At 68.0% G+C, this 24,696-nt stretch carries 22 protein-coding genes and 1 riboswitch; of the genes, 9 read left to right on the top strand and 13 right to left on the bottom strand.

Going from position 1 to position 24,696, the window contains the following annotated elements; genetic code table 11:
• The first annotated feature begins 47 nt into the window (after window positions 1-47).
• Window positions 48-434 (top strand): DUF1090 domain-containing protein, encoded by a 387-nt coding sequence (locus CHC02_RS02225; RefSeq protein ID WP_089389891.1) that lies wholly within the window; start codon window positions 48-50, stop codon window positions 432-434.
• 200 nt (window positions 435-634) lie between these two features.
• Here CHC02_RS02225 and CHC02_RS02220 read toward each other — a convergent pair whose 3' ends face one another.
• The 3 genes from CHC02_RS02220 to CHC02_RS02210 form a co-directional block, all read right to left on the bottom strand.
• Window positions 635-1,093 (bottom strand): c-type cytochrome, encoded by a 459-nt coding sequence (locus CHC02_RS02220; RefSeq protein ID WP_089389890.1) that lies wholly within the window; start codon window positions 1,091-1,093, stop codon window positions 635-637.
• A 143-nt stretch (window positions 1,094-1,236) separates the two neighbouring features.
• Window positions 1,237-1,623: an MAPEG family protein gene (locus CHC02_RS02215; RefSeq protein ID WP_089389889.1), complete on the bottom strand. Its 387-nt coding sequence runs from the start codon at window positions 1,621-1,623 to the stop codon at window positions 1,237-1,239.
• A gap of 99 nt (window positions 1,624-1,722) precedes the next feature.
• On the bottom strand, window positions 1,723-2,553 hold the full coding sequence (locus tag CHC02_RS02210; RefSeq protein WP_089389888.1) for an EamA family transporter: 831 nt from the start codon (window positions 2,551-2,553) through the stop codon (window positions 1,723-1,725).
• A gap of 155 nt (window positions 2,554-2,708) precedes the next feature.
• On the opposite strand from CHC02_RS02210, the gene CHC02_RS02205 reads away from it, so the two are divergent.
• Together CHC02_RS02205 and CHC02_RS02200 are read left to right on the top strand one after the other, a co-directional pair.
• A complete protein-coding gene (locus CHC02_RS02205; protein ID WP_089389887.1) occupies window positions 2,709-3,323 on the top strand; it encodes a LemA family protein in 615 nt (204 codons plus the stop codon).
• A 2-nt stretch (window positions 3,324-3,325) separates the two neighbouring features.
• Window positions 3,326-4,216: a TPM domain-containing protein gene (locus CHC02_RS02200; RefSeq protein ID WP_244161014.1), complete on the top strand. Its 891-nt coding sequence runs from the start codon at window positions 3,326-3,328 to the stop codon at window positions 4,214-4,216.
• A 3-nt stretch (window positions 4,217-4,219) separates the two neighbouring features.
• On the opposite strand, the gene CHC02_RS02195 is transcribed toward CHC02_RS02200, so the two are convergent.
• The 5 genes from CHC02_RS02195 to CHC02_RS02175 form a co-directional block, all read right to left on the bottom strand.
• On the bottom strand, window positions 4,220-4,996 hold the full coding sequence (locus CHC02_RS02195) for an ABC transporter ATP-binding protein (RefSeq protein ID WP_089389885.1): 777 nt from the start codon (window positions 4,994-4,996) through the stop codon (window positions 4,220-4,222).
• Entirely contained in the window at window positions 4,996-5,802 is an 807-nt protein-coding gene (locus tag CHC02_RS02190) for an ABC transporter permease (RefSeq protein WP_089389884.1), read from the bottom strand. The genes CHC02_RS02195 and CHC02_RS02190 overlap by 1 nt, the downstream gene beginning before the upstream one ends.
• A 60-nt stretch (window positions 5,803-5,862) precedes the next feature.
• Complete coding sequence (locus tag CHC02_RS02185; RefSeq protein ID WP_089389883.1) at window positions 5,863-6,870, bottom strand: ABC transporter substrate-binding protein; 1,008 nt, start codon at window positions 6,868-6,870, stop codon at window positions 5,863-5,865.
• A gap of 154 nt (window positions 6,871-7,024) precedes the next feature.
• Window positions 7,025-7,432, bottom strand: coding sequence for an acyl-CoA thioesterase (locus tag CHC02_RS02180; protein WP_089389882.1), 408 nt, complete (start codon window positions 7,430-7,432; stop codon window positions 7,025-7,027).
• Between the two features lie 100 nt (window positions 7,433-7,532).
• A complete protein-coding gene (locus tag CHC02_RS02175; protein ID WP_089389881.1) occupies window positions 7,533-8,441 on the bottom strand; it encodes a LysR family transcriptional regulator in 909 nt (302 codons plus the stop codon).
• Between the two features lie 214 nt (window positions 8,442-8,655).
• On the opposite strand from CHC02_RS02175, the gene CHC02_RS02170 reads away from it, so the two are divergent.
• The 6 genes from CHC02_RS02170 to rhlE2 all read left to right on the top strand — a co-directional run bounded on the left by CHC02_RS02170 (window position 8,656) and on the right by rhlE2 (window position 17,163).
• Window positions 8,656-9,837, top strand: a complete 1,182-nt coding sequence (locus CHC02_RS02170; protein WP_089389880.1) for an acyl-CoA dehydrogenase — start codon at window positions 8,656-8,658, stop codon at window positions 9,835-9,837.
• 82 nt (window positions 9,838-9,919) lie between these two features.
• Window positions 9,920-11,140, top strand: coding sequence for a CaiB/BaiF CoA transferase family protein (locus tag CHC02_RS02165; protein WP_089389879.1), 1,221 nt, complete (start codon window positions 9,920-9,922; stop codon window positions 11,138-11,140).
• Window positions 11,141-11,289: 149 nt separating this feature from the next.
• A riboswitch (S-adenosyl-L-homocysteine riboswitch) is annotated at window positions 11,290-11,408 on the top strand.
• Window positions 11,409-11,430: 22 nt separating this feature from the next.
• Window positions 11,431-12,840, top strand: a complete 1,410-nt coding sequence (ahcY, locus tag CHC02_RS02160) for an adenosylhomocysteinase (protein ID WP_089389878.1) — start codon at window positions 11,431-11,433, stop codon at window positions 12,838-12,840.
• Between the two features lie 98 nt (window positions 12,841-12,938).
• Window positions 12,939-13,787, top strand: coding sequence for a methylenetetrahydrofolate reductase [NAD(P)H] (gene metF, locus CHC02_RS02155; protein WP_089389877.1), 849 nt, complete (start codon window positions 12,939-12,941; stop codon window positions 13,785-13,787).
• Between the two features lie 69 nt (window positions 13,788-13,856).
• Entirely contained in the window at window positions 13,857-14,921 is a 1,065-nt protein-coding gene (locus CHC02_RS02150) for a hypothetical protein (protein WP_089389876.1), read from the top strand.
• Between the two features lie 247 nt (window positions 14,922-15,168).
• Window positions 15,169-17,163: an RNA helicase RhlE2 gene (rhlE2, locus tag CHC02_RS02145; protein ID WP_089389875.1), complete on the top strand. Its 1,995-nt coding sequence runs from the start codon at window positions 15,169-15,171 to the stop codon at window positions 17,161-17,163.
• Window positions 17,164-17,625: 462 nt separating this feature from the next.
• Here the strand turns inward: rhlE2 and CHC02_RS02140 are convergent, their stop codons facing one another.
• From CHC02_RS02140 to CHC02_RS02120, 5 genes are all read right to left on the bottom strand, one after another.
• Window positions 17,626-18,360, bottom strand: a complete 735-nt coding sequence (locus CHC02_RS02140) for an amino acid ABC transporter ATP-binding protein (protein WP_089389874.1) — start codon at window positions 18,358-18,360, stop codon at window positions 17,626-17,628.
• Complete coding sequence (locus CHC02_RS02135; RefSeq protein WP_089389873.1) at window positions 18,353-19,315, bottom strand: amino acid ABC transporter permease; 963 nt, start codon at window positions 19,313-19,315, stop codon at window positions 18,353-18,355. The genes CHC02_RS02140 and CHC02_RS02135 overlap by 8 nt, the downstream gene beginning before the upstream one ends.
• Before the next feature lie 72 nt (window positions 19,316-19,387).
• On the bottom strand, window positions 19,388-20,185 hold the full coding sequence (locus CHC02_RS02130) for a transporter substrate-binding domain-containing protein (protein ID WP_089389872.1): 798 nt from the start codon (window positions 20,183-20,185) through the stop codon (window positions 19,388-19,390).
• A 236-nt stretch (window positions 20,186-20,421) separates the two neighbouring features.
• Entirely contained in the window at window positions 20,422-23,007 is a 2,586-nt protein-coding gene (gene mdoH, locus CHC02_RS02125) for a glucans biosynthesis glucosyltransferase MdoH (protein ID WP_089389871.1), read from the bottom strand.
• On the bottom strand, window positions 23,000-24,574 hold the full coding sequence (locus CHC02_RS02120; RefSeq protein WP_089389870.1) for a glucan biosynthesis protein G: 1,575 nt from the start codon (window positions 24,572-24,574) through the stop codon (window positions 23,000-23,002). The genes mdoH and CHC02_RS02120 overlap by 8 nt, the downstream gene beginning before the upstream one ends.
• Window positions 24,575-24,696: the final 122 nt, after the last annotated feature.

The following is a 24,696-nucleotide window of genomic DNA, read 5'->3' as shown; positions in this document are numbered from 1 at the left end:
GACGTTCGCCAGCATCGATATCTCATTTGGTAACGCAGGACCCGAGAATGTTCCGAACCATTACCCTGACCCTCGCCGCACTGTTCGCCGCCAGCGCCTTCGCCGCGGAACCCGCGCAACCCCTGACCGGCTGCGCCGCCAAGCAGGCGGCCATCGCCAGCAAGCTGGAGGAAGCCCGCGCCCGCGGCGACAAGGGCGCCATCGCCGGCCTGGAGACGGCCCTCGAGCAGGCGAGGACCTACTGCACCGACGGCAGCCTGGCGCAGAAGCGCACCCGCCGCGTACTGGACGCCGAGCACGAGGTCAGCCAGCGCGAGAACGACCTGCGCAAGGCCATGAACAAGGGCGACGCGGAGAAGATCGAGAAGCGCAAGAACAAGCTGGCCGAGGCCCGCGCCGAGCTGGAGCAGGCCAAGCGGGAGCTGGAGGAGTAGCTGGCTGGCTACCTGTAGGAGCTTGCTCGCGAACAGTGCCTCCCGGCGGCAATGGCGCCTGGGATAAGTCCGCCCCTCTCCCTAACCCTCGCCCTTCAGGGAGAGGGTTAGGGAGAGGGAGCGGAGTCCATCCAATACACCGCGCCAACCGGTTACCACCATTCGCAAGCAAGCTCGCTCCCACGAAAGCCAAGCGCCCGTCAGAGCGCGCGGAATTTCTTGTGGCAGGCCTCGCAGGCGTCTTCCACCGCGGCCAGGTCCTTGCGCACGCCGTCGGCGGTCGGGGTGGCCTGGCGGGTGTTGGCCTCCAGCGCGGCGGCGGCCTGCTGGAAGGTCCTGGCGTCGGCCTGGAACTCCAGTTGGCGCTGCCACAGCTCATCCTTCGCGCGGCTGTCGCCGCCCTCGTCGGCCGGCTTGCTGGTGGGGAAGTACTGCCAGGGCTGGCTGGCCAGTTCGTTGAGCTTCACCGAGTTGGCGCGGAACTTCTCGGCGTCGAAGACGACGCGGCCGCGCAGCATGCCGCCCATGTCCTCGCTGGCGTGCAGCATCTGCTTGAAGATCGCCTGGCGCTTGGCCAGCGGGGAATTCGGGTCGAGGCGGTGGCAGCCGGCCAGGGCGGCACCGGCCAACAGCAGGACGAGCAGGGTCTTCAGCTTCATGAGCGGACTCTTGTAGGAACGGGCCAGACACGGGAGCGGCGGATTATCCGCCGCTGCCCGGCATTGATCCAGAGCCGGCGCGCCCGTCTGCGGCGATGCGCCGCAGCGATGCGCGAGCCGTTCAGCTGCGGTTCAGGCGCTTTTCATGCAGAGACCACGAAGAAAGCGGCGATCAGCGCCATGCCGACGAACCACACCAGCGAACGCAGCAGCGCCAGGTCGGCGAGGTAGAAGATCAGGTAGAGCAGGCGGCTGGTGAGCCAGGCGATGGCCAGGGTGTCGAGGGTCGCCGGTTCCGCATTGCCCACCACGTAGGCCACCAGCACGGCGATGGCGAAGGCCGGGGTGACCTCGAAGCTGTTCAGCTGGAAGGCGTTGGCGCGCTTGCGGTAGCCCTCCAGGCTGGCCAGGAAGGTGCGCGGGTCGTGGTTCTGCCGGGGGCCGAAGCCGCCGCCGGTGAACTTGGCGATGCTGGTGCCCAGGTAGGGCAGGAACAGGGCGATGAGGATGCACCAGAAGGCGATGGGCATGAACGGAGGTCTCGTCGGCTGGGAAGATGGCAGGTTGCTGCCAAGCATAGGCGAGTGTCTGTGGCCGCCAAGCGGATAGGCCCGCCATTGCAGCCAATATCAGAGTTTCATCACCAGCATTCCCGCCAGCACCAGGCTGCAGGCCAGCAGGCGCGGCAGGCCGAAGGGTTCCTTGAGGAAGCGCATGCCGAACAGCACCACCAGCACCACGCTGGTCTCGCGCAGCGCCGCGGCCTCGGCCACCGAGCCCAGCTGCATGGCCCAGAGCACCAGGCCGTAGCTGGCCATCACGCAGAGGCCGACGCTCAGGCCGAGCTTCCACTGCGTCTGCCAGAAGCGCGCGAAGGCGCGGGTGCGGGCGCCCAGGGCGAGCAGCGGGAAAGGCACGCCGGAGAGCAGCGTCAGCCACACCAGGTAGTCCAGTGGCTGCGGCCAGCGCTTGAGGGCATGGCCGTCGGTCCAGGTGTAGCTGCCGATGCACAGGCCCATCAGCAGCACGATGGGAAAGGCGACCCAGGGCAACCGCGAGCCGCCGCCGCCCTTGAGCAGGAACAGCATGCCCACGGGGATCAGCAGGATGCCCAGGACCTGCCGGTCGCTGAGCTGCTCGCCGCCCACCAGCAGGGTCAGGGCCAGCACCACCAGCGGCGACAGGCCGCGCATCAGCGGGTACACCAGGCCAAGGTCGCCGACCTTGTAGGCCTGGATCAGCAGCACCCGGTAGACCAGCTGCAGGGCCACGGCGCTGCCCAGCCAGGGCCAGACGTCGGCCGGCGGCAGGCTGATCCAGGGCAGCAGGGCGAGGGCCACGAGCAGGCCGACGACATCCATGCAGGCCACCACCAGCAGGCGGTCGGCGCTGAACTTGACGAGGGTGTTCCAGGCCGCGTGGAGCACGGCGGCCAGCAGCACCAGGGCGGTGGCGAACAAGGCGGGGACTTCCTGGTATAGACCAGTTTCGATTCTATCGCTTCATCCCCCATGCCCGGCAAGCCTCGGAAAGCCCTGAACCGTGCAGGCGACCCCGCACCGGGGCGCGTGGCTGGTCTAGACTGGGGGTTTCGCGATCGACAGAGTCCCCTGCCATGCCCCGAATGCTCAAGTTCCTGTGCTGCTACGTCCTCGTCTCCCTGCTCACCGGCTGCGGCTACAACGCCATGCAGGCCGGCGACGAACAGGTCAAGGCGGCCTGGTCCGAAGTGCTCAACCAGTACCAGCGACGCGCCGACCTGGTGCCCAACCTGGTCAACACCGTGAAGGGCTACGCCGCCCACGAGGCCGCCGTGCTCACCCAGGTCACCGAGGCCCGGGCCAGGGTCGGCAGCACCACCCTCAACGCCGACCAGCTCGGCGACGCGGCGGCCATGCAGCGCTTCCAGCAGGCCCAGGGCGAACTCAGCTCGGCGCTCTCGCGGCTGCTGGTGGTCACCGAGAATTATCCACAGCTCAAGGCCGACGGCCTGTTCAAGGACCTGCTGACGCAGCTGGAAGGCACCGAGAACCGCATCACCGTGGCCCGCGGCCGCTACGTCAAGGCGGTGCAGGACTACAACGTGCTGATCCGCCAGTTCCCGCAGGTGATCACCGCGAAGCTCTTCGGCTACCAGCCCAAGGCCAACTTCAGCGTGGAGAACGAGGCGGCCATCTCCACCGCGCCCAAGGTCGACTTCGGCACGCCGCAGCCGCAACCGGCGCAATGAGCATGCGCGCCTGGCTGCTGGCGCTGGCCCTGCTGTGCGGCGCGGGCCTGGCGCAGGCCGAGGTGGCCGTGCCGCCGCTGAGCGCGCGGGTCACCGACCTCACCGCCACCCTCGACGCCCAGCAGCGCGGCCGGCTGGAACAGCGGCTGGCGGCCCTGGAGCAGCGCAAGGGCGCGCAGCTGGCGGTGCTGATGATCCCCAGCACCGGCGAGGAGAGCATCGAGCAGTACGCAGTGCGCGCCTTCGAACAGTGGAAGCTGGGCCGCAAGGGCGTGGACGACGGCGTGCTGCTGGTGGTGGCCAAGGACGACCGCGCCCTGCGCATCGAGGTCGGCTACGGCCTGGAGGGCGCCATCACCGATGCCCTGGCCGGGCGCATCATCCGCGAGCAGATGGCGCCGCGCTTTCGCGAAGGCGACTTCGCCGGCGGCGTGCAGGCCGGGGTGGACAGCCTGGAAAAGCTGATCGACGGCGAGGCGCTGCCCGAGCCGCAGCAAGCCGCCCAGGGCGACGACCTGGGCCTGCCGGCCGGCAGCCTGCTGCCGCTGTTCGCCCTGCTGGCCGGCGTGCCGCTGCTGGGGCGCCTGCTGCCGCTGCCGTTCATGCGCCAGCGCAGCTTCGGCCGCTACGTGGCGTGCAGCGTCGCGGTCGGCGTGCTGGCCGGGCTGCTCAGCCTGGTGCTGACCTTCAGCTTCGCCGCGCTGGTCAACAACGGTGTCAGCGCCTTCGTCTTCGCCCTCATCGCCTACCCCTTCTTCCTCCTGCCGGCCGGCTTCTTCCGCGGCGGGCGCGGCGGCGGTTTCGGCGGCGGCGGCTTCGGTGGCCGGGGTGGTGGCGGCTTCGGCGGTGGCGGCGGTTCCAGCGGCGGCGGCGGGGCCTCCGGCCGCTGGTGAAGCTCAGAGCACGGCGGCGCCGGCCTCTTCCTCGCGGATCGAGCGCAGCACCTGGCGCTGCAGCTCGATGAACCCGGCGCTGCCGGCCATCTCCTCGCGGCGCGGGCGGGGCAGGTCCACCTCGAAGGTGGTCTTGATCCGCCCCGGGCCCAGGCCCATGACCACGATGCGGTCGGACAGGTAGACCGCCTCCTCGACGTCGTGGGTGACGAACATCACCGTCAGCCGGTGCGTCTCCCAGATGCGCGTGAGCAGTTCCTGCATCTGGTGGCGGGTCATGGCGTCCAGCGCGCCGAAGGGCTCGTCCATCAGCAGGATCTTCGGCCGGTAGGACAGCGCCCGGGCGATCGCCACGCGCTGCTTCATGCCGCCGGAAAGCTCCGTGGGGTAGGCGTCGGCGAACTTCTCCAGCCTCACCAGCTGCAGGTGCTCGGCGGCGATCTCGCGGCACTCGGCGCGCGAGCGGCCGGCGGCCTTGAGGGCGAACTCGACGTTCTGCCGCGCGGTCAGCCAGGGCAGCAGGGTGTAGGCCTGGAACACCACGCCGCGGTCCAGGCCGGGGCCGGCGATGGGCACGCCGTCGACCCTGACGCTGCCGCTGTCGAAGTCCTCGAGCCCGGCGGCGATGGACAGCAGGGTGCTCTTGCCGCAGCCGGAGGTGCCGACGATGGAGACGAACTCGTTGTCCGCCAGGGTCAGGTCGATGTCGCGCAGCACCTCGCGGCGCTGCTTGCCGACCTGGAAGCTCTTGTTCAGGCCGGAAATCTCCAGGGTCGCCATCAGCCGCGCCTCCGGTTGTAGCGGAACAGGACGCGCTCGGCGGCGCGCATGGCCTGGTCGGTGACCAGCCCCAGCAGGCCGAGCAGCAGGATGTAGCCGATGATGGTGTCGGTCTGGAAGAAGCGCTGCGACACCACGATGCGGTAGCCCAGGCCCGAGGTGGCGGCCACCAGCTCGGCCAGCACCAGCCAGGTCCAGGCCCAGCCGAGGCTGATCCGCAGGGCGTCCCAGATGCCCGGCAGGGCGCTGGGCAGGACGATCTTCAGGAGGATGCGCCGGTCCGGCATGCCCAGGGTCCGGCCGAGGCCGACGAAGTCCGGCGGCACGCGCTTGATGGCGTCCATCACCATCAGCACCTGCTGGAAGAAGGTGCCGATCCAGATGATGAGGAATTTCTGCAAGTCGCTGGTGCCGGCCCAGAGGATGCTCAGCGGCACGAAGGCCACCACCGGCATGTAGCGCACGAAGTCCACCAGCGGCTCGGTGGCGGCCTTCCAGAAGCCGTAGCAGCCGGCGAACACGCCGATGACGATGGACATCGCCGAGGAAATCGCGAAGGCCACCAGGATGCGGTAGACGCTGACCTTCAGGTCGGCCCACAGGGTGCCGTCGGCGGCCAGCCTGAGCATGCGCGCCCAGACGTCGCCGGGGGCCGGCAGGAAGATCTTCGGCACCGCGCCGCTGGCGCCGGCCGCCCACCAGGCCAGGGCCAGCAGGACGAACACGCCGCCGCCGATCAGCAGCAGGTGGCGGCGCGCCAGCGGCTTGCCGATGACGAACAGCGGGGAAGGTTTACGGGCGTTCATGCAAGGCTCGGGGTAACGGGGGTAGCGCGCGCCGGCCCTGCGGCCGGCGCGCGGGGTGCGTCAGAGCGCCTCGGCGAAGCGCGCGTCGACGGCCTGCTCCGGGGTCACCGGCTGCTCGATGATGCCGGCCTCGGTGGCGGCCTTCTGGATGTGCCCGAAGGACTCCTTGACGAAGGCGCCCTTGAGCTCGGCCTTGTTCTCGCCCAGGGAATAGAAGCGCACGCCGTCGAAGGCGCTCTGCAGCTCCGCCGGCTCGGCGCCGACGCCCTTGGCGATGGCCGCGCGGCCTTCGGCGGTGTGGGCCTGGTAGTGCTTCAGGCCGGCTTCCCAGCTCTTGAGCAGGGCCAGCACCTGGCCGGGGCGCTGCTTGAGCACCTCGTCGCGGACCACGAACACGTCGCTGATGATGCCCGGGTCGTCGGAGCCCTTGTACAGCAGGTTCACTTTCGGGTTCTGCTGCCTGGCCGCGCTCAGGTAGGGCTCGTAGGTCACCGCCGCCGGCACTTGGCCGGCGATCAGCGCGGAACCGGCGTTGGCCGCCGGCATCGGCACCGGCTGCACGTCGGCGAGGCTCAGGCCGGCCTTGCGCAGCGCGCTGTGCAGGAGGATGTCGCTGGTGGTGCCCTCCTCGAAGGCGACCTGCTTGCCCTTGAGGTCCTTCAGCGTCTTGATCGAGGGGTCGACGATGAGCGCGTCGGCGCTGGTGCTCTGGTCCAGCAGCAGGACGATCTTCACCGGCAGGCCGGCGGCGACCATGGCCATGGCGGTGTGGGTGGCGAGGTTGCCGCCGTCGATCTGGCCGCTGGCCAGGGCGGCGTTCATGTCCTTGTCTTCGGTGAAGTTGACCAGTTCGACCTGGTCCAGGCCGTTGGCCTTGAAGGCCCCGGCCTGTTCGGCGACGTACCACTGGCCGTAGCCCAGCCAGGGCTGCATGCCCATCTTGAAGGTGCCGGCCTCGGGCTTGAGGTCGGCCTTGGGCTCGGCGGCCTGGGCGGCGCCGCCCAGCAGGACGGCGCAGCAGGTGGCCGCGACGAGGCGGCGCAGCGTGGATGCGATGGGCGCTTGCATGGTGTCTCCCCGGTCTTCTTCTGTGGTGGTACGGCAGGGGAGCGCGTTGGCCCGCACCCGCCGTGGGCGGGCACAGGCTCACACGAAACCGCGCGGATGCAAAGCCTCCGGCGTCGCTGCGGGCCCGGAGGCAGGCGCCAGGCCGGGGCCCGGTTCAGGCCTCGTCGATGTCGTCGTCCTTGAACTGGTCCTTGATGTAGGTGATCTCGGTCTTGCCGTGGGGCGCCGGCAGGCCGTCCGGGCCCATGTTGACGAAGACCATCTTGTCGATGGTGAGGATGCTCTTGCGGGTGATCTTGTTGCGCACGTGGCAGGTCAGGGTGATCGAGGTGCGGCCGAAGTCGGTGGCGGTGATGCCCATCTCGATGATGTCGCCGGTGCGCGCCGAGCTGACGAAGTTGATCTCGGAGATGAACTTGGTGACCACGCGCTGGTTGCCCAGCTGGACGATGGCGTAGATGGCCGCCTCCTCGTCTATCCACTTCAGCAGGCTGCCGCCGAACAGCGAGCCGTTGGGGTTGAGGTCTTCGGGTTTGACCCATTTGCGGGTGTGGAAATTCATGGTGACTCCTTGCTGGTTGCGCCTCGTGAGCGCGATGACGGGCCGAGCCCCGCCGGCTGCGCAATTATCGCGCGGATCGCCGCTTCGCGCCCGCCCGGGGTCAGCCCAGGCCGGCCTCTTCGCGGTAGATGCGCGCCTGTTCCACCAGCCAGTCGCGGAAGGCGCGGACGATGGCGGACTCCACCTTGCGCTCGGGGATCATCAGGTAATAGGCGTTTTCGCTCAAATAGGCATGTTGCATCGCCACGATCAGCCGGCCCTCGGCCAGCTCGCGCTGGATCAGCATGGGCGGGATCAGCGCCACGCCCATGCCCAGCATGGCGGCCTGGGCGAGCATGGAGAACAGTTCGTAGCGGGTGCCGCTCATATCGTGGGCGACGCTCATGCCCAGGGAGCCGAACCACTGGCGCCAGGCGTAGGGCCGGGTGGTCTGCTGCATCAGCGGCAGCGCGGCGATTTCTTCGGCGCCGAGGCTGGCGCGGCCCTCGAGCAGCTCGGGGCTGCACACCGGCACCGGGTTCTCGCGCATGAGGAAGTGCTTCACGGTGCCGGACCAGGCGCCGTCGCCGAAGTACAGGGCGCAGTCGAAGTCGGTGTCGGCGAAGAGGAAGGGCCGGGTGCGGTTGGTCAGGTTCACCGTGACCTCCGGGTACAGGCCCTTGAAGGTCTTCAGCCGCGGCAGCAGCCACTGGGTGGCGAAGGTCGGCACCACGGCCAGCTCGATGCTGCCGCCGCCCTGCTGGCCCATCACCGCCAGGGTGTCGCGCTCCACCGCGTCGAGCCGCGCGGCGATGCGCCGGCTGTAGCCCAGCCCCGCCTCGGTGAGCTTGACGCCGCGCCGCGAGCGGCGGAACAGCTCGACGCCGAGGAACGCCTCGAGCCCGGCGATCTGCCGGCAGATGGCGCTCTGCGTCAGCGACAGTTCCTCGGCGGCCTTGGTGAAGCTTTCATGGCGCGCCGCCGACTCGAAGCTGACCAGCGCTGCGGTGGTGGGGATCTTGCGCCGCATCGAATGCCTCTTGGGAATCTCGTGATCCGCGAAGCCCGGGAAACAGGCCATTCAAACATTCGTTTCATGGGGCCCCGGCAATCACGGAGTGAGAAAATAGCACAACAGCGTGCGAATTAGTCGGTTGCCGCACCGGTCGGCGGCTGACTAGGATCGACCGCACTGCGTCCGCCTAAACTGGTCGGACACCCTGTCACTGCCCCGAGGTAACCCGATGGCCACCAAAGCAAGCTTCAACTGGGAAGACCCGCTGCTGCTGGATCAGCAACTCACCGAAGAAGAGCGCATGGTGCGCGACAGCGCCCAGCAGTTCGCCCAGGACAAGCTGGCCCCGCGCGTGCTGGAGGCCTTCCGCCACGAGCAGACCGACCCGGCGATCTTCCGCGAGATGGGCGAGACCGGCCTGCTCGGCGCGACCATCCCCGCCGAGTACGGCGGCAGCGGCCTGAACTACGTGTGCTACGGCTTGATCGCCCGCGAGGTCGAGCGCGTCGACTCCGGCTACCGCTCGATGATGAGCGTGCAGTCGTCCCTGGTCATGGTGCCGATCCACGAGTTCGGCAACGAGGCCACCCGCCAGAAGTACCTGCCCAAGCTGGCCAGCGGCGAGTGGATCGGCTGCTTCGGCCTGACCGAGCCGAACCACGGCTCCGACCCGGGCTCGATGATCACCCGCGCCAGGAAGGTCGACGGCGGCTATCGCCTGTCCGGCGCCAAGATGTGGATCACCAACAGCCCGATCGCCGACGTCTTCGTGGTCTGGGCCAAGGACGACGAAGGCCAGATCCGCGGCTTCGTCCTGGAGAAGGGCTGGGAAGGCCTGTCCGCCCCGGCCATCCACGGCAAGGTCGGCCTGCGCGCCTCCATCACCGGCGAGATCGTGATGGACAACGTGTTCGTCCCCGAAGAGAACGCCTTCCCCGAGGTGCGCGGCCTGCGCGGCCCGTTCACCTGCCTGAACTCGGCGCGCTACGGCATCTCCTGGGGCGCCCTGGGCGCCGCCGAGGCCTGCTGGCACACCGCCCGCCAGTACACCCTGGACCGCAAGCAGTTCGGCCGCCCGCTGGCCGCCAACCAGCTGATCCAGAAGAAGCTGGCCGACATGCAGACCGAGATCACCCTCGCCCTGCAGGGTTGCCTGCGCCTGGGCCGGATGAAGGACGAAGGCACCGCCGCGGTGGAAATCACCTCGATCATGAAGCGCAACAGCTGCGGCAAGGCCCTGGACATCGCCCGCATGGCCCGCGACATGCTCGGCGGCAACGGCATCTCCGACGAGTTCGGCGTGGCCCGCCACCTGGTCAACCTGGAAGTGGTGAACACCTACGAGGGTACCCACGACGTCCACGCGCTGATCCTCGGCCGCGCCCAGACCGGAATCCAGGCCTTCTTCTAAGGCAGCTACAAGCCGCAAGCTGCAAGCCATAAGCGAAAGCCGCTTTGCTTGCAGCTTGTGGCTTACCGCTTGAGGCTGACGTATGTCTGCTCTGTCCCATATCCGCGTTCTCGACCTTTCCCGCGTCCTGGCCGGCCCCTGGGCCGGGCAGATCCTCGCCGACCTCGGCGCCGAAGTGATCAAGATCGAACGGCCTGGCAGCGGCGACGACACCCGCGCCTGGGGCCCGCCGTTCCTCAAGGACGCCGAGGGCCGCGACACCAGCGAGGCGGCCTACTACCTGTCGGCCAACCGCAACAAGAAATCCCTCACCATCGACTTCACCCAGCCCGAGGGCCAGCGCCTGGTGCGCGAGCTGGCGGCCAAGGCCGACATCGTGCTGGAGAACTTCAAGGTCGGCGGCCTCAAGGCCTACGGCCTGGACTACGCGTCGCTGAAGCAGCTCAACCCGAAGCTGATCTACTGCTCCATCACCGGCTTCGGCCAGACCGGCCCCTACGCCAAGCGCGCCGGCTACGACTTCATGATCCAGGGCCTGGGCGGGCTGATGAGCATCACCGGGCGCTCCGACACCGAGGAAGGCGCCGGCCCGGTGAAGGTCGGCGTGGCGCTGACCGACATCCTCACCGGCCTGTATTCGGCCACCGCCATCCTCGCCGCCCTCGCCCACCGCGACGTCAGCGGCATCGGCCAGCACATCGACATGGCCCTGCTCGACGTGCAGGTGGCCTGCCTGGCCAACCAGACGCTGAACTACCTGACCACCGGCATCCCGCCGCGCCGGCTGGGCAACGCCCACCCGAACATCGTGCCCTACCAGGACTTCCCCACCGCCGACGGCGACATGATCCTCACCGTCGGCAACGACGGGCAGTTCCGCAAGTTCTGCGAGCTGGCCGGGCACCCGGAATGGGCCGACGACGAACGCTTCGCCAGCAACAAGGCGCGGGTCGCCCACCGCGACGTGCTGATCCCGCTGATCCGCCAGGCCACGGTGATGCGCACCACCGCGCAGTGGATCGCCGAACTGGAGCAGGCCGGCGTGCCCTGCGGGCCGATCAACGACCTGGCCCAGGTGTTCGCCGACCCGCAGGTGATCGCCCGCGGCCTGCGCGTGGACTTGCCGCACCCGCTGGCCGGGACCGTGCCGCAGGTGGCCAGCCCGATCCGCCTGTCGCAGACCCCCGTCGAGTACCGCAACGCCCCGCCGACCCTCGGCCAGCACACCGAGCAGATACTCGAGGATGTGCTCGGCCTGGACGCCGCCGCCATCGGCAAGCTGCGCGAGCAGGGCGTGATCTGAACCCGCGCGCCGCCGCGCCAGGGTATTCACGGCCCCTGGCGCGGCGCGGGCGGGCCCGGCGGACGACGGAAAACCTTTGGCTTGCCGCCCGGCATCGCTATAATCCGCAGGCTTCACCGGCCGGCTCCGCTCCGGCCGTTCCCGCCACCCGTTCCGAGGGGCGCTGCAGCAGGCCGGACCCGCACCGGGTTCAGCCTGTCAGGCTCGGACGGGGCGCGTCCCGGTCGGCGTCCGCCGGCCGTTAACGCATCAACGGCGCCCATTCGCAGACAACGAATGGAGAGTTACGCATGAGCGCTGTCATGACGCCTGCCGGTTTCACCGACTACAAGGTCGCCGACATTTCCCTGGCCGCCTGGGGCCGCCGCGAGCTGATCATCGCCGAATCCGAGATGCCGGCGCTGATGGGCCTGCGCCGCAAGTACGCCGCCAGCCAGCCGCTCAAAGGCGCCAGGATCCTCGGCTGCATCCACATGACCATCCAGACCGGCGTGCTCATCGAGACCCTGGTCGCCCTGGGCGCCGAAGTGCGCTGGTCCTCCTGCAACATCTTCTCCACCCAGGACCAGGCCGCCGCCGCCATCGCCGCCGCCGGCATCCCGGTGTTCGCCTGGAAGGGCGAGACCGAGCAGGAATACGAATGGTGCATCGAGCAGACCATCCTCAAGGACGGCCAGCCGTGGGACGCCAACATGGTGCTGGACGACGGCGGTGACCTGACCGAGATCCTGCACAAGAAATACCCGGCGATGCTGGAGAAGATCCACGGCATCACCGAAGAGACCACCACCGGCGTGCACCGCCTGCTCGACATGCTCAAGGCCGGCACCCTGAAAGTCCCGGCGATCAACGTCAACGACTCGGTGACCAAGAGCAAGAACGACAACAAGTACGGCTGCCGCCACAGCCTCAACGACGCCATCAAGCGCGGCACCGACCACCTGCTGTCGGGCAAGCAGGCGCTGGTGATCGGCTACGGCGACGTGGGCAAGGGCTCGGCGCAGTCGCTGCGCCAGGAAGGCATGATCGTCAAGGTCGCGGAAGTCGACCCGATCTGCGCCATGCAGGCCTGCATGGACGGCTTCGAAGTGGTGTCCCCGTACAAGAACGGCGTGAACGACGGCACCGAGGCCAGCGTCGACACCGCGCTGCTGGGCAAGATCGACCTGATCGTCACCACCACCGGCAACGTCAACGTCTGCGACGCCGGCATGCTCAAGGCCCTGAAGAAGCGCGCCGTGGTCTGCAACATCGGCCACTTCGACAACGAGATCGACACCGCCTTCATGCGCAAGACCTGGGCCTGGGAAGAGGTCAAGCCGCAGGTGCACAAGATCCACCGCACCGGCAAGGACGGCTTCGATCCGCACAACGACGACTACCTGATCCTGCTCGCCGAGGGCCGCCTGGTGAACCTGGGCAACGCCACCGGCCACCCGTCGCGGATCATGGACGGCTCCTTCGCCAACCAGGTGCTGGCGCAGATCCACCTGTTCGAGCGCAAGTTCGCCGACCTGCCGGCCAGCGAAAAGGCCAAGCGCCTGAGCGTCGAGGTGCTGCCGAAGAAACTCGACGAGGAAGTCGCCCTGGAGATGGTCAAGGGCTTCGGCGGCGTGGTCACCCAGCTGACGCCGAAACAGGCCGAGTACATCGGCGTTACCGTCGAAGGTCCGTTCAAGCCGGATACCTATCGCTACTAAGAGCAGCTGCAAGCTGCAGGCTGCAGGCTGCAAGCAGGGCTCGGCCCCGCTTGCAGCTTGTGGCTTGAGGCTCGCCGCTGAGAAGGGAACCTTCTCCTATGTCGTCTCAAGAACGCCGCTTCAGCTTCGAGTTCTTCCCCGCCAAGACCGAAGCCGGGCATGAAAAACTGCTGGCCACCGCGCGCCAGTTGGCCGGCTACAAGCCGGACTTCTTCTCCTGCACCTACGGCGCCGGTGGCTCCACCCGCGACCGTACCCTGGTCACCGTCCTGCAGCTGGACGGCGAGGTGGGCATACCCACCGCGCCGCACCTGTCCTGCGTCGGCGACACCAAGGCCGAGCTGCACGCCCTGCTCGCCCACTACAAGGACGCCGGCATCCAGCGCATCGTCGCCCTGCGCGGCGACCTGCCCTCGGGCATGGGCATGGCCAGCGGCGAGCTGCGCTACGCCAACGAGCTGGTGGAGTTCATCCGCGCCGAGAGCGGCGACCACTTCCACATCGAAGTCGCTGCCTACCCGGAAGTTCATCCGCAGGCTCGCAATTCCGAGCACGATCTGGCCAATTTCGTACGCAAGGTCAAGGCCGGGGCCGACAGTGCAATCACGCAGTATTTCTTCAACGCCGACAGCTATTTCCACTTCGTCGAGCGTGCACAGAAGTTGGGCGTCGACATCCCGATCGTCCCGGGCATCATGCCGATCACCAACTACTCCAAGCTGGCGCGTTTCTCGGATGCCTGTGGCGCCGAGATTCCCCGCTGGATCCGCAAGCAGCTGGAAGCCTATGGCGACGACATCGCCAGCATCCAGTCCTTCGGCGAGCAGGTGATCACCGAAATGTGCGAACGCCTGCTGGACGGCGGCGCCCCTGGTCTGCATTTCTATACGCTGAACCAGGCCGACCCCAGCCTGGCACTGTGGAAAAACCTGAAGCTGCCCCGCTAGCGCAACGGCGTTCCGCCGCCCGCAGCGGGCGGCGGTTCACCGGCCAGGACGCTAGAGGTTGCACATGGCATGGCACATGCCCCGTCCCTGATCTACCTGGTGTACGGTCGCCAGACCTACCACCAGGAAGCCCTGTTCAGCATCGCCAGCGCCATCGCCCGCGCGCGGGAAACGCCGCAGCTGCACCTGGACATCCAGGTCATCACCGATGACGGCGCCCCCTACGCCGGGCTGCCGGTGCGGGTGCGCCGCCTCGACGAGCGCACCCTGGCCGGCTGGTACGGGCCGCACCGCTACCACTTCCGCGCCAAGCACGTGGCCCTGCGCCAGGTGCTCGACGAAAGGCCCGCCGCCGTGCTGATCGACACCGACACCTTCTTCCGCGTATCGCCCGCCCGGCTGTTCGCCCGCGTGCGGCCCGGCGCCCTGCTGTGCAACGCCGTCAGCCACCTGCTGGGCGACTCGCCGGCTGCCGTCTACCGGCAACTGACCGAGCCCCTGAAGGCCCGCGGGCTGGCCGACGAACGGACGCCGATGATCAATTCCGGGGTGATCGGGCTGGCCCGCGAAGACGCCGGCGTACTCGACCGTTCGTTGGAATTGATGGATGACCTCTACCCAATTGCCCGCGCAGCCTATAATCTTGAAGAGTTCGTTCTGGCGATTGCGGCCTACAGACAACTGGAACCTGTCGGTTGTACCGACCTCATCCACCATTATTGGAGCCGCAAGCAGTTGTTCCGGGCGAAAGTCCAGGCCTGGCTGCACAAGCACCGAACGTCCCTTCTCAGCACCCCGGCTCTCGACGACACCCAACTGGTGACCGACCGCCTGCCGCGCCCACCACGGGCCGCGCGCTTGCTGTACAAGCTGAGAACACTGCCGTTGCCGGCCCCGATGCGCCAGTTCAGCCTGGAGCTGTTCTACGGGTGCCATGATTACGACAACGAGTTCGACCGGGCCTGCGGCCCCGTCTGGTGGGAAAAGGCCGCGACCAACGTCATCGAGCGCCACCCCGACCAGCCGGTGGAAGAACAGCTCGGTGAATGGCTGAACCACAAGGTGTTGCGTCATCTCCTCGGCCCAAGGCTCGAGGCGATACGCCGGCACCTACGCCAGCAGGACCTGCTCTGAACGGCAGGCCAGCGCTGGCAGCGCCTCTCGCCTTCCGGGGCCGGGCGCAAACCCAGGCCGGCGGCCTTCGCCGCCGGCCCCCGGAGGAGCCCGCGAGGGCCCCTGCCAGTAGCTCGGCCCTGGGTGCATACGCAGCGCCCCGCGCCGCCCCTCATCCCCGCCAGGGGACGAGGGCACAGAGGAGTTCGAAGAACTTGGTGACTTCACTTTCGCCGGCCAGCCGCCGGCCCATATAGGAATACCCCGCATGTCCTTTTCCTCCCTCGGTCTCTCCGAGGCGCTGGCCCGCGCAGTAGAGGCGGCGGGCTACAGCCAGCCCACCCCTGTCCAGGAGCGGGCGATTCCCGCCGTATTGCAAGGTCGCGACCTGATGGTCGCGGCCCAGACCGGCACCGGCAAGACCGGTGGCTTCGCCCTTCCGGTGCTCGAGCGCCTGTTCCCCGAAGGCCACCCCGACCGCGAACACCGCCACGGCCCGCGCCAGGCGCGCGTGCTGGTGCTGACCCCGACCCGCGAACTGGCCGCCCAGGTGCACGACAGCTTCAAGGTCTATGCCCGCGACCTGCCGCTCAAGAGCGCCTGCATCTTCGGCGGCGTCGGCATGAACCCGCAGGTCCAGGCCATGGCCAAGGGCGTCGACGTGCTGGTGGCCTGCCCCGGCCGCCTGCTCGACCTCATCGGCCAGGGCAGCGTCGACCTCTCCCGCGTGGAGATCCTGGTCCTCGACGAAGCCGACCGCATGCTCGACATGGGCTTCATCCACGACGTCAAGAAGGTCCTCGCCAAGCTGCCGCCCAAGCGCCAGAACCTGCTGTTCTCGGCGACCTTCTCGAAAGACATCACCGACCTCGCCAACAAGCTGCTGCACAACCCCGAGCGCATCGAGGTCACCCCGCCGAACACCACCGTCGAGCGCATCGAGCAGCGCGTGTTCCGCATCCCCTCGGCGCAGAAGCGCGCCCTGCTGGCCCACCTGGTGACACTGGGCGCCTGGGAGCAGGTGCTGGTCTTCACCCGCACCAAGCACGGCGCCAACCGCCTCGCCGAATACCTGAGCAAGCACGGCCTGCCGGCCGCCGCGATCCACGGCAACAAGAGCCAGAACGCGCGCACCAAGGCCCTGGCCGACTTCAAGGCCAACGACGTGCGCATCCTGGTGGCCACCGACATCGCCGCCCGCGGCCTGGACATCGACCAGTTGCCCCACGTGGTCAACTACGAGCTGCCCAACGTCGAGGAAGACTACGTCCACCGTATCGGCCGCACCGGCCGTGCCGGGCGCAGCGGCGAGGCCATCTCGCTGGTGGCCCCCGAGGAAGAGAAGCTGCTCAAGGCCATCGAGCGCCTGACCAGGCAGCAGATTCCCGCCGGCGACACCCAGGGCTTCGACCCCGAGGCGACGCTGCCGGAAGTGGCCCTGCCCGAGCCCAGGGAACAGCCCCAGCGCCAGCCGCGCAAGGACAAGGCCAAGCGCGAGCGCAAGCCCAGGGACAAGGAGCAGCAGGCACAACCCGCCGCAGCCATCACCCAGGCCGAAGACGGCGCCGAGCAGGGCGACAAGCCGGCCGGCAAGCGCCGCCGCCGTGGTGGCCGCGGCAAGAAGAAGGGCGACGTCCAGGCCCAGGGCGAGCAGCAGGGCCAGCAGGCCCCGCGCGGCGACAGCCAGCCCAAGCCACCCAGGCAACCCAAGCCGCAGGCCCAGGGTACGGACCGCGACCCCGAGGAGTTCCTCGACGACGACTACGACAACTTCGGCAACCGCGCCGACTACGTCAGTCCCTTCCCGGACAAGGACGTGGTCCGTGGCCAGCGCCGCCGTGGCGGCCAGGGCCAGCAGGCCCCGCAAGGCCAGCGCGCCCGCGGCCAGGGCCAGGGTCAAGGTCAGGGCCAAGGCCAGAAGCAGCAGGGCAAACAGGGCCAGAAAGGCACCGGCCAGGGTGGCCAGGCCGGCCGCGGCAAGAACGCCAACGGCCAGGCCCGCGGCGGCCAGGGTGGCAACGCCCAGGGCAAGCAGCGCGCCGCCCGCAAGCGCGGCGGCAAGGGCCAACCTTCGCTGATGAGCGATGCACCGCTGCGCGAGCCGAGCGAGTACGGCGCCGCCAAGCCGACCCGCCAGCCGGTGGTGATCAACAAGCGCGACCTGGTCCGCGGCGACCGCTTCCCCACCGCCGAGCAGCTGGAAGAACTGGAACCGCGCCGCGACAAGGGCGAACGCCCGGCTCTGCTGACGCGCAACCGCTGATAGCCAGCCGTTGAAGAAACCGCCCCCTGGGGCGGTTTTTTCTTGTGGGCGGGAAAGGTGGCGCCGGGATGCTTTCGTAGGATGGGTATCGCTTCGCTCCACCCATCCTACGGAACTTGCCCGTACGCAGGGCCTGTAGGAGCGAGCTTGCTCGCGAACCGTGTTTCCCTTTGGCAACTGCGTATCGGTTGAACGCAGCTCCCTCTCCCTAACCCTCTCCCTGAAGGGAGAGGGGACTGTTCGGCGTGAAGTGGTTCTTCAGTACTCGCCGGAAACAGCGGGCTTGCAGGATGACGCTGGACTTCTAAGCAACGCCAGACGGCTCCCTCTCCCTTCAGGGAGAGGGCTGGGGAGAGGGTGCTCTTGGCGAATGCCTGTGGTGAACACCATTCGCGAGCAAGCTCGCTCCTGCAGGTAATAAAAAAGCCGCCCCAAGAGGCGGCTTCTTCATTCACCAAACGCTCAAAGCACCTGCCGCAAAAAGCTCTGCGCCCGCGGGTCGGCCGGCTGTTCGAAGAACCGCGCGGGCGGCGCGTCCTCCAGCAGCCTGCCGTGGTCGAAGAACAGCACGCGGTCGGCCACTTCGCGGGCGAAGCCCATCTCGTGGGTGACGCAGACCATGGTCATGCCTTCCACCGCCAGGGCCTTCATCACGTCCAGCACCTCGCCGACCATCTCCGGGTCCAGCGCCGAGGTCGGCTCGTCGAACAGCATCACCTTGGGGTCCATGCACAGCGCACGGGCGATGGCCACGCGCTGCTGCTGGCCACCGGACAGGCGCGAGGGGTACTCGTTGGCCTTCTGGCCGATGCCGACCTTCTCCAGCAGCGCCCGGGCCTTCGCCTCGCGCTCGGCCTTGCCGCGCTTGCGCACCACCTTCTGCGCCAGGCACAGGTTCTCCAGCACGGTCATGTGCGGGAACAGGTTGAAGTGCTGGAACACCATGCCGACTTCGCGGCGGTAGGCGTTGATGTCGGTCTTCGGGTCGGCCAGGTCGAGGCCGTCGATGCTCACCGAGCCGGAGTCGAACTCCTCCAGGCCGTTGAGGCAACGCAGGAAGGTGGACTTGCCCGAGCCCGAGGGCCCGATCACCACCACCACCTCGCCCTTGTCCACGCGGGTGGTCACGTCGTCCACCGCGCGCACCACGTGGCCGCGGGTGTCGAACACCTTGGTCAGGTTGCGGACTTCAATCACTTTGCCCGAGCCTCCGTTCCAGCCGCCCGGCCAGGTGCGACAGCGGCAGGTTGATGACGAGGTAGAGCGCGGCCACGCAGAACCAGATCTCGAAGGTGGAGAACGAGGTGGTGATGGCCTCGCGGCCGCTCTTGGTCAGCTCGGTGATGGCGATCACCGAGACCAGCGAAGTGTCCTTGACCAGGCTGATGAACTGCCCGGCCAGCGGCGGCAGCACGCGCTTGAAGGCCTGCGGCAGGATCACGTGGCGCATCGACTGCGCCGCGTTCAGGCCCAGGGAGCGCGCCGCCTCGTCCTGGCCGCGGGCGATGGACTGCACGCCGGCGCGGACGATCTCGGCCACGTAGGCGCCGGTGAACAGCGCCAGCGCCGCCACCCCGGCGAACTCGCGGGACAGGTTGAGCACGGTGCCGATGAAGAAGTAGAAGATGAAGATCTGCACCAGCAGCGGCGTGCCGCGCACCAGCTCGACATAGAGCGTCGACAGGTCGTGCAGCGTGGGGTTCTTCGACAGCCGGCAGAGGCCGGTGAACAGGCCGATCGCAAGGCCGATGGCGCCGGACACGAAGGAGATCCACAGCGTGGTCCACAGCCCCCAGGCCAGCGGGCCGGCGGCCCAGTGGCGCTGCACGCCGACCACGTCGCCTTCGTCGACGTCGTCGTTCTCGGCGAACTGCAGGCTGTCGCCGGCCACGTTCAGCACCTGCCGGGTGCCTTCGTCGTCGACCAGGGTGACGCGGGCCTCGCGGCCGGAGTCCTCGATCTTCTCCACCCGCGACACGCTCTCGGCGCGCTGCGGCTCCTCCGCCTGGTAGGCGAAGTACTGGGGAACGCGGTTCCAGCGCCACTCGTAGGAGATCAGCGAGGTGGAATACCAGATGGCCAGGCCGATCAGCAGGAGGATCAGCGCGGTCAGCCCATGCCAGGGCCAGGTGGGGCGTTTGTTTCTAGTCACGTATCTTTACCGTGAAAATGCGAACGCGCAGGCCGGGGCCTGCGCGTCGGGTCGAACGGCTTGGGACGCGGATTATTCCATGTCCTTCAGCCAGTCGGTGCTCTTGAACCACTTGTCGTGCAGGCGATCGTAGGTGCCGTCCTCGTGGATCTGCTTGAGGAAGTTGTTGATGAAGTTGATCGAGTCGTAGTCGCCCTTCTTCAGGCCGAAGGCCAGCGGCTCGTAGGTGAACGGCTGGTCGAGGAACACCAGCTTGCCGGCGCCGAACTTGCCGACCGCCACCACGTTGTAGGGCGAGTCGTAGATGAAGGCGTCGGCCTTGCCGTTGACCACGTCCATGACCGCCTCGGGCTCGTTGTCGAAGCCGTGGTACTGGGCCTTGGCCAACTGCTTCTTGGCGACGAACTCGCCGGTGGTGCCGACCTTGGAGGTGATGCGGTACTTCGCATCGTTCAGGTCCTTGTAGGACTTGATGGTGCCTTCGAGTTCCTTGCGGATCAGCAGGGTCTGGCCGACCACGGCGAAGGGCTCGGTGAAGTTGATGCGCAGGTTGCGCTCCTGGGTCAGGGTCAGGCCCGAGCCGATCATGTCGAACTTGTCGGTCAGCAGCGCCGGGATGATGCCGTCCAGGCCGGTGGAGACCAGTTCCAGCTTGACGCCCATGGACTTGGCCATGGCCTTGAGCAGGTCGACCTCGAAGCCGACGATCTGGCCGCGCTTGTTGGTCATCTCGAACGGCATGTAGGTCGGGTCCATGCCCACCCGCAGGCTGCCGCGCTTGACCGCTTCGTCAATGGCGCCGGCCTGTGCCGCGGTCACGCCGACCAGGGCGCAGACGCCCGCCAGCAGCGATGCCAGATACTTTTTCATTCCCCACACTCCCAGACAGTCGAAATTGAATCGTGCGCACTCCGGCACGGCATCCAGTGGCGGTCTTTCTGCCGCGCAAAGCCTCGCCGGGCGCTCAAAGGTGCGAATCCTACCCTCTGTCGCCGTCCGTCGGGAGACTTTCTGGATCGATGGCGCAGGTTAGCAGCAGTCCGGCGCCGGGAAAACCGTTGCGACGACCTGCCACTCCCCGCCGGGCGGCGGGGAGTGGCACGCCCTCAGGACTGCGTGGCCGGCATGCCCACGCCGGCGCCGGCCGGCGGCGCCAGCGGCAGCGCCGGGCTGTGCGCGTCGGCCTGCACCGACTTGCGCCAGGGCTCCAGCCAGTTCTCGTGGCCGCCTTCCCACACCTGCAGGTGCAGGCGCGACAGCGCCACCGGGTCGCTCAGCAGGGCCAGTCGGGCCTCGCCGGCGACGGCCTGCGGGCCGCCTTCCAGGGCCTGCTGCACACGCCGCTGGCGCGCCGCCTCGATGGCCTCGGAGCGGGCGTGGCGGGCGGTGCCCATGGCGCAGGCCAGGGCGTTGAGCAGCGGGTCGGAAACGCTGCGGACGAAGCCGTCCTTCAGCGCCTGCCAGCGGTTCTGGTAGGTGTACTCGTCGGTGGAACGCAGCTCGCGCGGGGTGTCGTATTCCTCGGGGATGAGGAACAGCTTCTCGTCGCGCGAGGCCAGGCCCAGGTTGACGCGGCTGGTGATCACCGACACCGGGATGGACAGCATCAGCGAACCGACGATGGGCGACAGCCACCACAGGAAGCGCGGGTTCAGCCACACCACCAGCAGCGCCCAGGCCAGGCCCAGCAGGGTCTGCATGCCATGGCGGCGCAGCGCCTCGCTCCACGGCGTGGCGTCGTCGTCACGCTGCGGCGACTTCCACTGGGCTTCCCAGCCGAGGAAGGCGGCCAGCACGAAGCGGGTGTGGAAGAGCATGCGCACCGGCGCCAGCAGCACCGAGAAGAGCATTTCCAGGAGCATGCTCAGGGTGACCTTGATCACGCCGCCGTAGGCCCTGGCGCCCTTGGCCCAGATCAGCATGACGCTGAGCAGCTTGGGCAGGAACAGCAGGGTCAGGGTGGTGGAGAACAGCGCGATGGCCTTCTCCGGGTGCCACTGCGGCCAGATCGGGAACAGCTGCCGCGGCTCCAGGAAGTACTGCGGCTCCATCAGCTGGTGCACCGCCAGCAGCGCGGTGGACAGCACCAGGAAGAAGAACCACAGCGGCGCCGACAGGTAGGACATCACCCCGGTGAGGAACACCGCGCGGTGCACCGGGTGCATGCCCTTGACCAGGAACAGGCGGAAGTTCATCAGGTTGCCGTGGCACCAGCGGCGGTCGCGCTTGAGCTCGTCCAGCAGGTTCGGCGGCAGTTCCTCGTAGCTGCCCTCCAGGTCGTAGGCGATCCACACGCCCCAGCCGGCGCGGCGCATCAGCGCGGCCTCGACGAAGTCGTGGGAGAGGATGGCCCCGGAGAACGAGCCCTTGCCCGGCAGCGGCGCCAGGGCGCAGTGCTCGATGAAGGGCTTCATGCGGATGATCGCGTTGTGCCCCCAGTAGTGCGACTCGCCCAACTGCCAGAAGTGCAGGCCGGCGGTGAACAGCGGGCCGTAGACGCGGGTGGCGAACTGCTGCATGCGCGCATAGAGGGTGTCCATGCCCGAGGCCTTGGGCGCGGTCTGGATGATCCCCGCTTCCGGGTTGGCTTCCATCAGCCGCACCAGCTTGGCCAGGCAGTCGCCGCTCATCACGCTGTCGGCGTCCATCACCACCATGTACTTGTACTGGCTGCCCCAGCGCCGGCAGAAGTCGTCGATGTTGCCGCTCTTGCGCTTCACCCGGCGCCGGCGCCGGCGGTAGAACAGCTTGCCGAAGCCCTTGGTCTCCTGGCACAGCTCGATCCAGGCCTGTTCCTCGGCCACGGCGATGTCGGCCTGGTAGGTGTCGCTGAGGACGAAGAAGTCGAAGTGGTCCAGCTCGCCGCTGGCCGCCACCGACTCGAAGGTGGCGCGCAGGCCGGCGAACACCCGCGGCACGTCCTCGTTGCAGATCGGCATGACGATGGCGGTGCGCGCCTCGGGCGCGATCGGCTCGTTGCCGGCGCTGCTGCCGGAGATGCGGTAGCGGTCGCGGCCGCTGAGCAGCTCCCAGAAGCCCATCAGCGCGGTCCAGAAACCGGCCGAGACCCAGCAGAAGAGGATGGCGAAGAGCAGCAGCACGCCGAACTGGATCAGGTACGGCAGCACCTGCTGGAGGGTCTGCAGCCAGGTCTGGCGGTTGATCTCCTCGAGGTCGATCAGCGCCCAGCCCTGGTATGGCAGGATGCCCTTCATGTAGTAGGTGGCGATGCTGGTCTGGCCGAGCATCAGCAGCAGCAGGATCATCCGGCGCAGCGAGCCGACCCGCTGCCAGCGCGCCTTGGGCAGGTCGCGCACGGGCTTGGACGGGTTGCTGCGGCCGGTGAGGCGGCGCCAGCCGCGCATCAGCACGTTGGTCCGCCAGGGTTCGGGCAGCACCTTGGTGCGCTGGATCGGCGGGGCCGCCTTCAGGTAGGCGCGGCCGTTGTCGTCCAGGCCGAGCATGCCGGCTTCCTGCAGTTCCTGGCCGTGGCCGAGCAGCAGGCGCGGGCCGATGGAGCCCAGCGCCGCGTCGTCGGTGGCGACCGGCGCGGTGCCGGCCTCCTCCGCCAGGCGCTGGTGCAGGTCACTGAAGGAAGCGCTGCGCGCCAGGCGCTCGCGCCCTTCCGCGGTCAGCGGAAGGTGCTCGAGGTATTCGCCCAGCGAAGCCTCGTGGGTGGTGGTGTTATTCATCGGCAGGCAGCTGGTAGCTCCAGGTTTCGGACAGGGTCTGTCCATCTTTGACCAGGGCCGCACGCATTTCGGTCGGCTTCTTCGGATCCTTCACCTTGATCCGCAGGGTCAGGCGCCAACCCTGGGTCACCGGGTTGTAGCGCAGGTTGTTCTCCTTGACCTCGGCATTGTCGTCGGTGCTCACCTGGGTGGTCACCGCGGCGTCGGCCGGCAGGACCTTGAGGTTGGCGCCCTCGAAGTCCACCACCAGGGCGGTGCTGCCGTCGGGCTGGCGGATCAGGTTGGCCTGCTTGACGTCACCCACCGAGCGCAGGGTCTGCTTGACCTGGGCGACCTTCTGCGAATGCAGGGCATCCTCGTCCATGGTCCAGTGCATGCGGTAGGCGTACTCCAGCGGCTGGCCGGCTTCCGGGCGCTTCTCCGGGTTGAAGAAGGCGACGATGTTGTCGTTGGTCTCGTCCGGGGTGGGGATCTCGACCAGCTCGACGCTGCCCTTGCCCCAGTCGCCGCGCGGCTCGATCCACAGGCTCGGGCGCAGGTCGTAGCGGTCGTCCAGGTCCTCGTAGCGGCTGAACTCGCGGCCGCGCTGGAGCAGGCCGAAGCCTTTCGGGTTCTCCACCGCGTAGCTGCTCACCGAGAGGTGTTTCGGGTTGTTCAGGGGGCGCCAGATCCACTCGTCATTGCCGGCATGGATCTGCAGGCCGGTGGAGTCATGCAGCTCCGGACGGAAGTTGTGCTGCTCCGAGGGCTGGTTGGAGCCGAACAGGAACATGCTGGTCAGCGGCGCGATGCCGAGCTTGGTGACCTTGTCGCGCAGGAACACCTTGGCCTGCACGTCGACCACGGTGTCCTTGCCGGGGCGCAGGACCAGGCGGTAGGCGCCGGTGGCGCGCGGCGAGTCCAGCAGGGCGTAGATCACCAGGTGCTTGTCCTGGGGCTTGGGCTTCTCGATCCAGAACTCGCGGAAACGCGGGAACTCCTCGCCCGACGGCAGCGCGGTGTCCAGCGCCAGGCCGCGGGCGGACAGGCCATACACGTGGCCCTTGCCGACCACGCGGAAGTAGCTGGCGCCGAGGAAGGTGGCGATCTCGTCGAGCTTGTCGGCCTTGTTGATCGGGTAGAGCACGCGGAACCCGGCGTAGCCGAGGTCCTTGGTGGCATTGGCGTCGAACTGCAGCGAACCGAAGTCGAAGCGCGAGGGATCGTACTTGATCTCCTTGACGCTGGTGGCCGTCACCTCGTTGATCTTCACCGGGGTGTCGAAGTGCATGCCCTGGTGATAGAAGCTGAGCTTGAACGGCTCCTTCTCGTCGGCCCAGTAGGCCTTGTCCATGCGGAAGCGGATCTGCTGGTAGTCGGCGAACTTCATTTCGCTGAATACCGAGGGCAGGTTGCTGGCCGGCGCGCTGTACTTCTCGCCTGCCAGTTTCTTCGCCTCGCCGGCGACGTCGTCGATGTTGAAAGCCCAGGCGTGACTGGCGCCCAGGGCCAGGAAAGCGGAGCCGACCAGCATCAGGTCGCGCAGGAAATTACGGGAAGCGGTGTGTTGAACGGAACGAAAAATCACGAGTCCCCCTCGTCCGTGAACTTGAAAAAACCAAGGCCGGCCCTGGCAATGCCAAGGTGCCGGCGATTGAATTCCGACCCCGGTGAGCCCGAATGATTCCCCGCGATCGCGAAGAACCCTTG

The organism is Pseudomonas delhiensis (genome assembly GCF_900187975.1).
In the GTDB taxonomy this organism is placed as follows: Bacteria; Pseudomonadota; Gammaproteobacteria; order Pseudomonadales; family Pseudomonadaceae; genus Pseudomonas; species Pseudomonas delhiensis.
This window is presented reverse-complemented; position numbering and strand designations above follow the sequence as displayed.

Excerpts from the sequence above, each read along its gene's own strand:
- CHC02_RS02225 (WP_089389891.1), top strand. The coding sequence starts at position 48 with ATGTTCCGAACCATTACCCTGACCCTCGCCGCACTGTTCGCCGCCAGC.
- CHC02_RS02220 (WP_089389890.1), bottom strand. The coding sequence starts at position 1,093 with ATGAAGCTGAAGACCCTGCTCGTCCTGCTGTTGGCCGGTGCCGCCCTG.
- CHC02_RS02215 (WP_089389889.1), bottom strand. The coding sequence starts at position 1,623 with ATGCCCATCGCCTTCTGGTGCATCCTCATCGCCCTGTTCCTGCCCTAC.
- CHC02_RS02205 (WP_089389887.1), top strand. The coding sequence starts at position 2,709 with ATGCCCCGAATGCTCAAGTTCCTGTGCTGCTACGTCCTCGTCTCCCTG.
- CHC02_RS02200 (WP_244161014.1), top strand. The coding sequence starts at position 3,326 with ATGCGCGCCTGGCTGCTGGCGCTGGCCCTGCTGTGCGGCGCGGGCCTG.
- CHC02_RS02195 (WP_089389885.1), bottom strand. The coding sequence starts at position 4,996 with ATGGCGACCCTGGAGATTTCCGGCCTGAACAAGAGCTTCCAGGTCGGC.
- CHC02_RS02190 (WP_089389884.1), bottom strand. The coding sequence starts at position 5,802 with ATGAACGCCCGTAAACCTTCCCCGCTGTTCGTCATCGGCAAGCCGCTG.
- CHC02_RS02185 (WP_089389883.1), bottom strand. The coding sequence starts at position 6,870 with ATGCAAGCGCCCATCGCATCCACGCTGCGCCGCCTCGTCGCGGCCACC.
- CHC02_RS02180 (WP_089389882.1), bottom strand. The coding sequence starts at position 7,432 with ATGAATTTCCACACCCGCAAATGGGTCAAACCCGAAGACCTCAACCCC.
- CHC02_RS02175 (WP_089389881.1), bottom strand. The coding sequence starts at position 8,441 with ATGCGGCGCAAGATCCCCACCACCGCAGCGCTGGTCAGCTTCGAGTCG.
- CHC02_RS02170 (WP_089389880.1), top strand. The coding sequence starts at position 8,656 with ATGGCCACCAAAGCAAGCTTCAACTGGGAAGACCCGCTGCTGCTGGAT.
- CHC02_RS02165 (WP_089389879.1), top strand. The coding sequence starts at position 9,920 with ATGTCTGCTCTGTCCCATATCCGCGTTCTCGACCTTTCCCGCGTCCTG.
- ahcY (WP_089389878.1), top strand. The coding sequence starts at position 11,431 with ATGAGCGCTGTCATGACGCCTGCCGGTTTCACCGACTACAAGGTCGCC.
- metF (WP_089389877.1), top strand. The coding sequence starts at position 12,939 with ATGTCGTCTCAAGAACGCCGCTTCAGCTTCGAGTTCTTCCCCGCCAAG.
- CHC02_RS02150 (WP_089389876.1), top strand. The coding sequence starts at position 13,857 with ATGGCACATGCCCCGTCCCTGATCTACCTGGTGTACGGTCGCCAGACC.
- rhlE2 (WP_089389875.1), top strand. The coding sequence starts at position 15,169 with ATGTCCTTTTCCTCCCTCGGTCTCTCCGAGGCGCTGGCCCGCGCAGTA.
- CHC02_RS02130 (WP_089389872.1), bottom strand. The coding sequence starts at position 20,185 with ATGAAAAAGTATCTGGCATCGCTGCTGGCGGGCGTCTGCGCCCTGGTC.
- mdoH (WP_089389871.1), bottom strand. The coding sequence starts at position 23,007 with ATGAATAACACCACCACCCACGAGGCTTCGCTGGGCGAATACCTCGAG.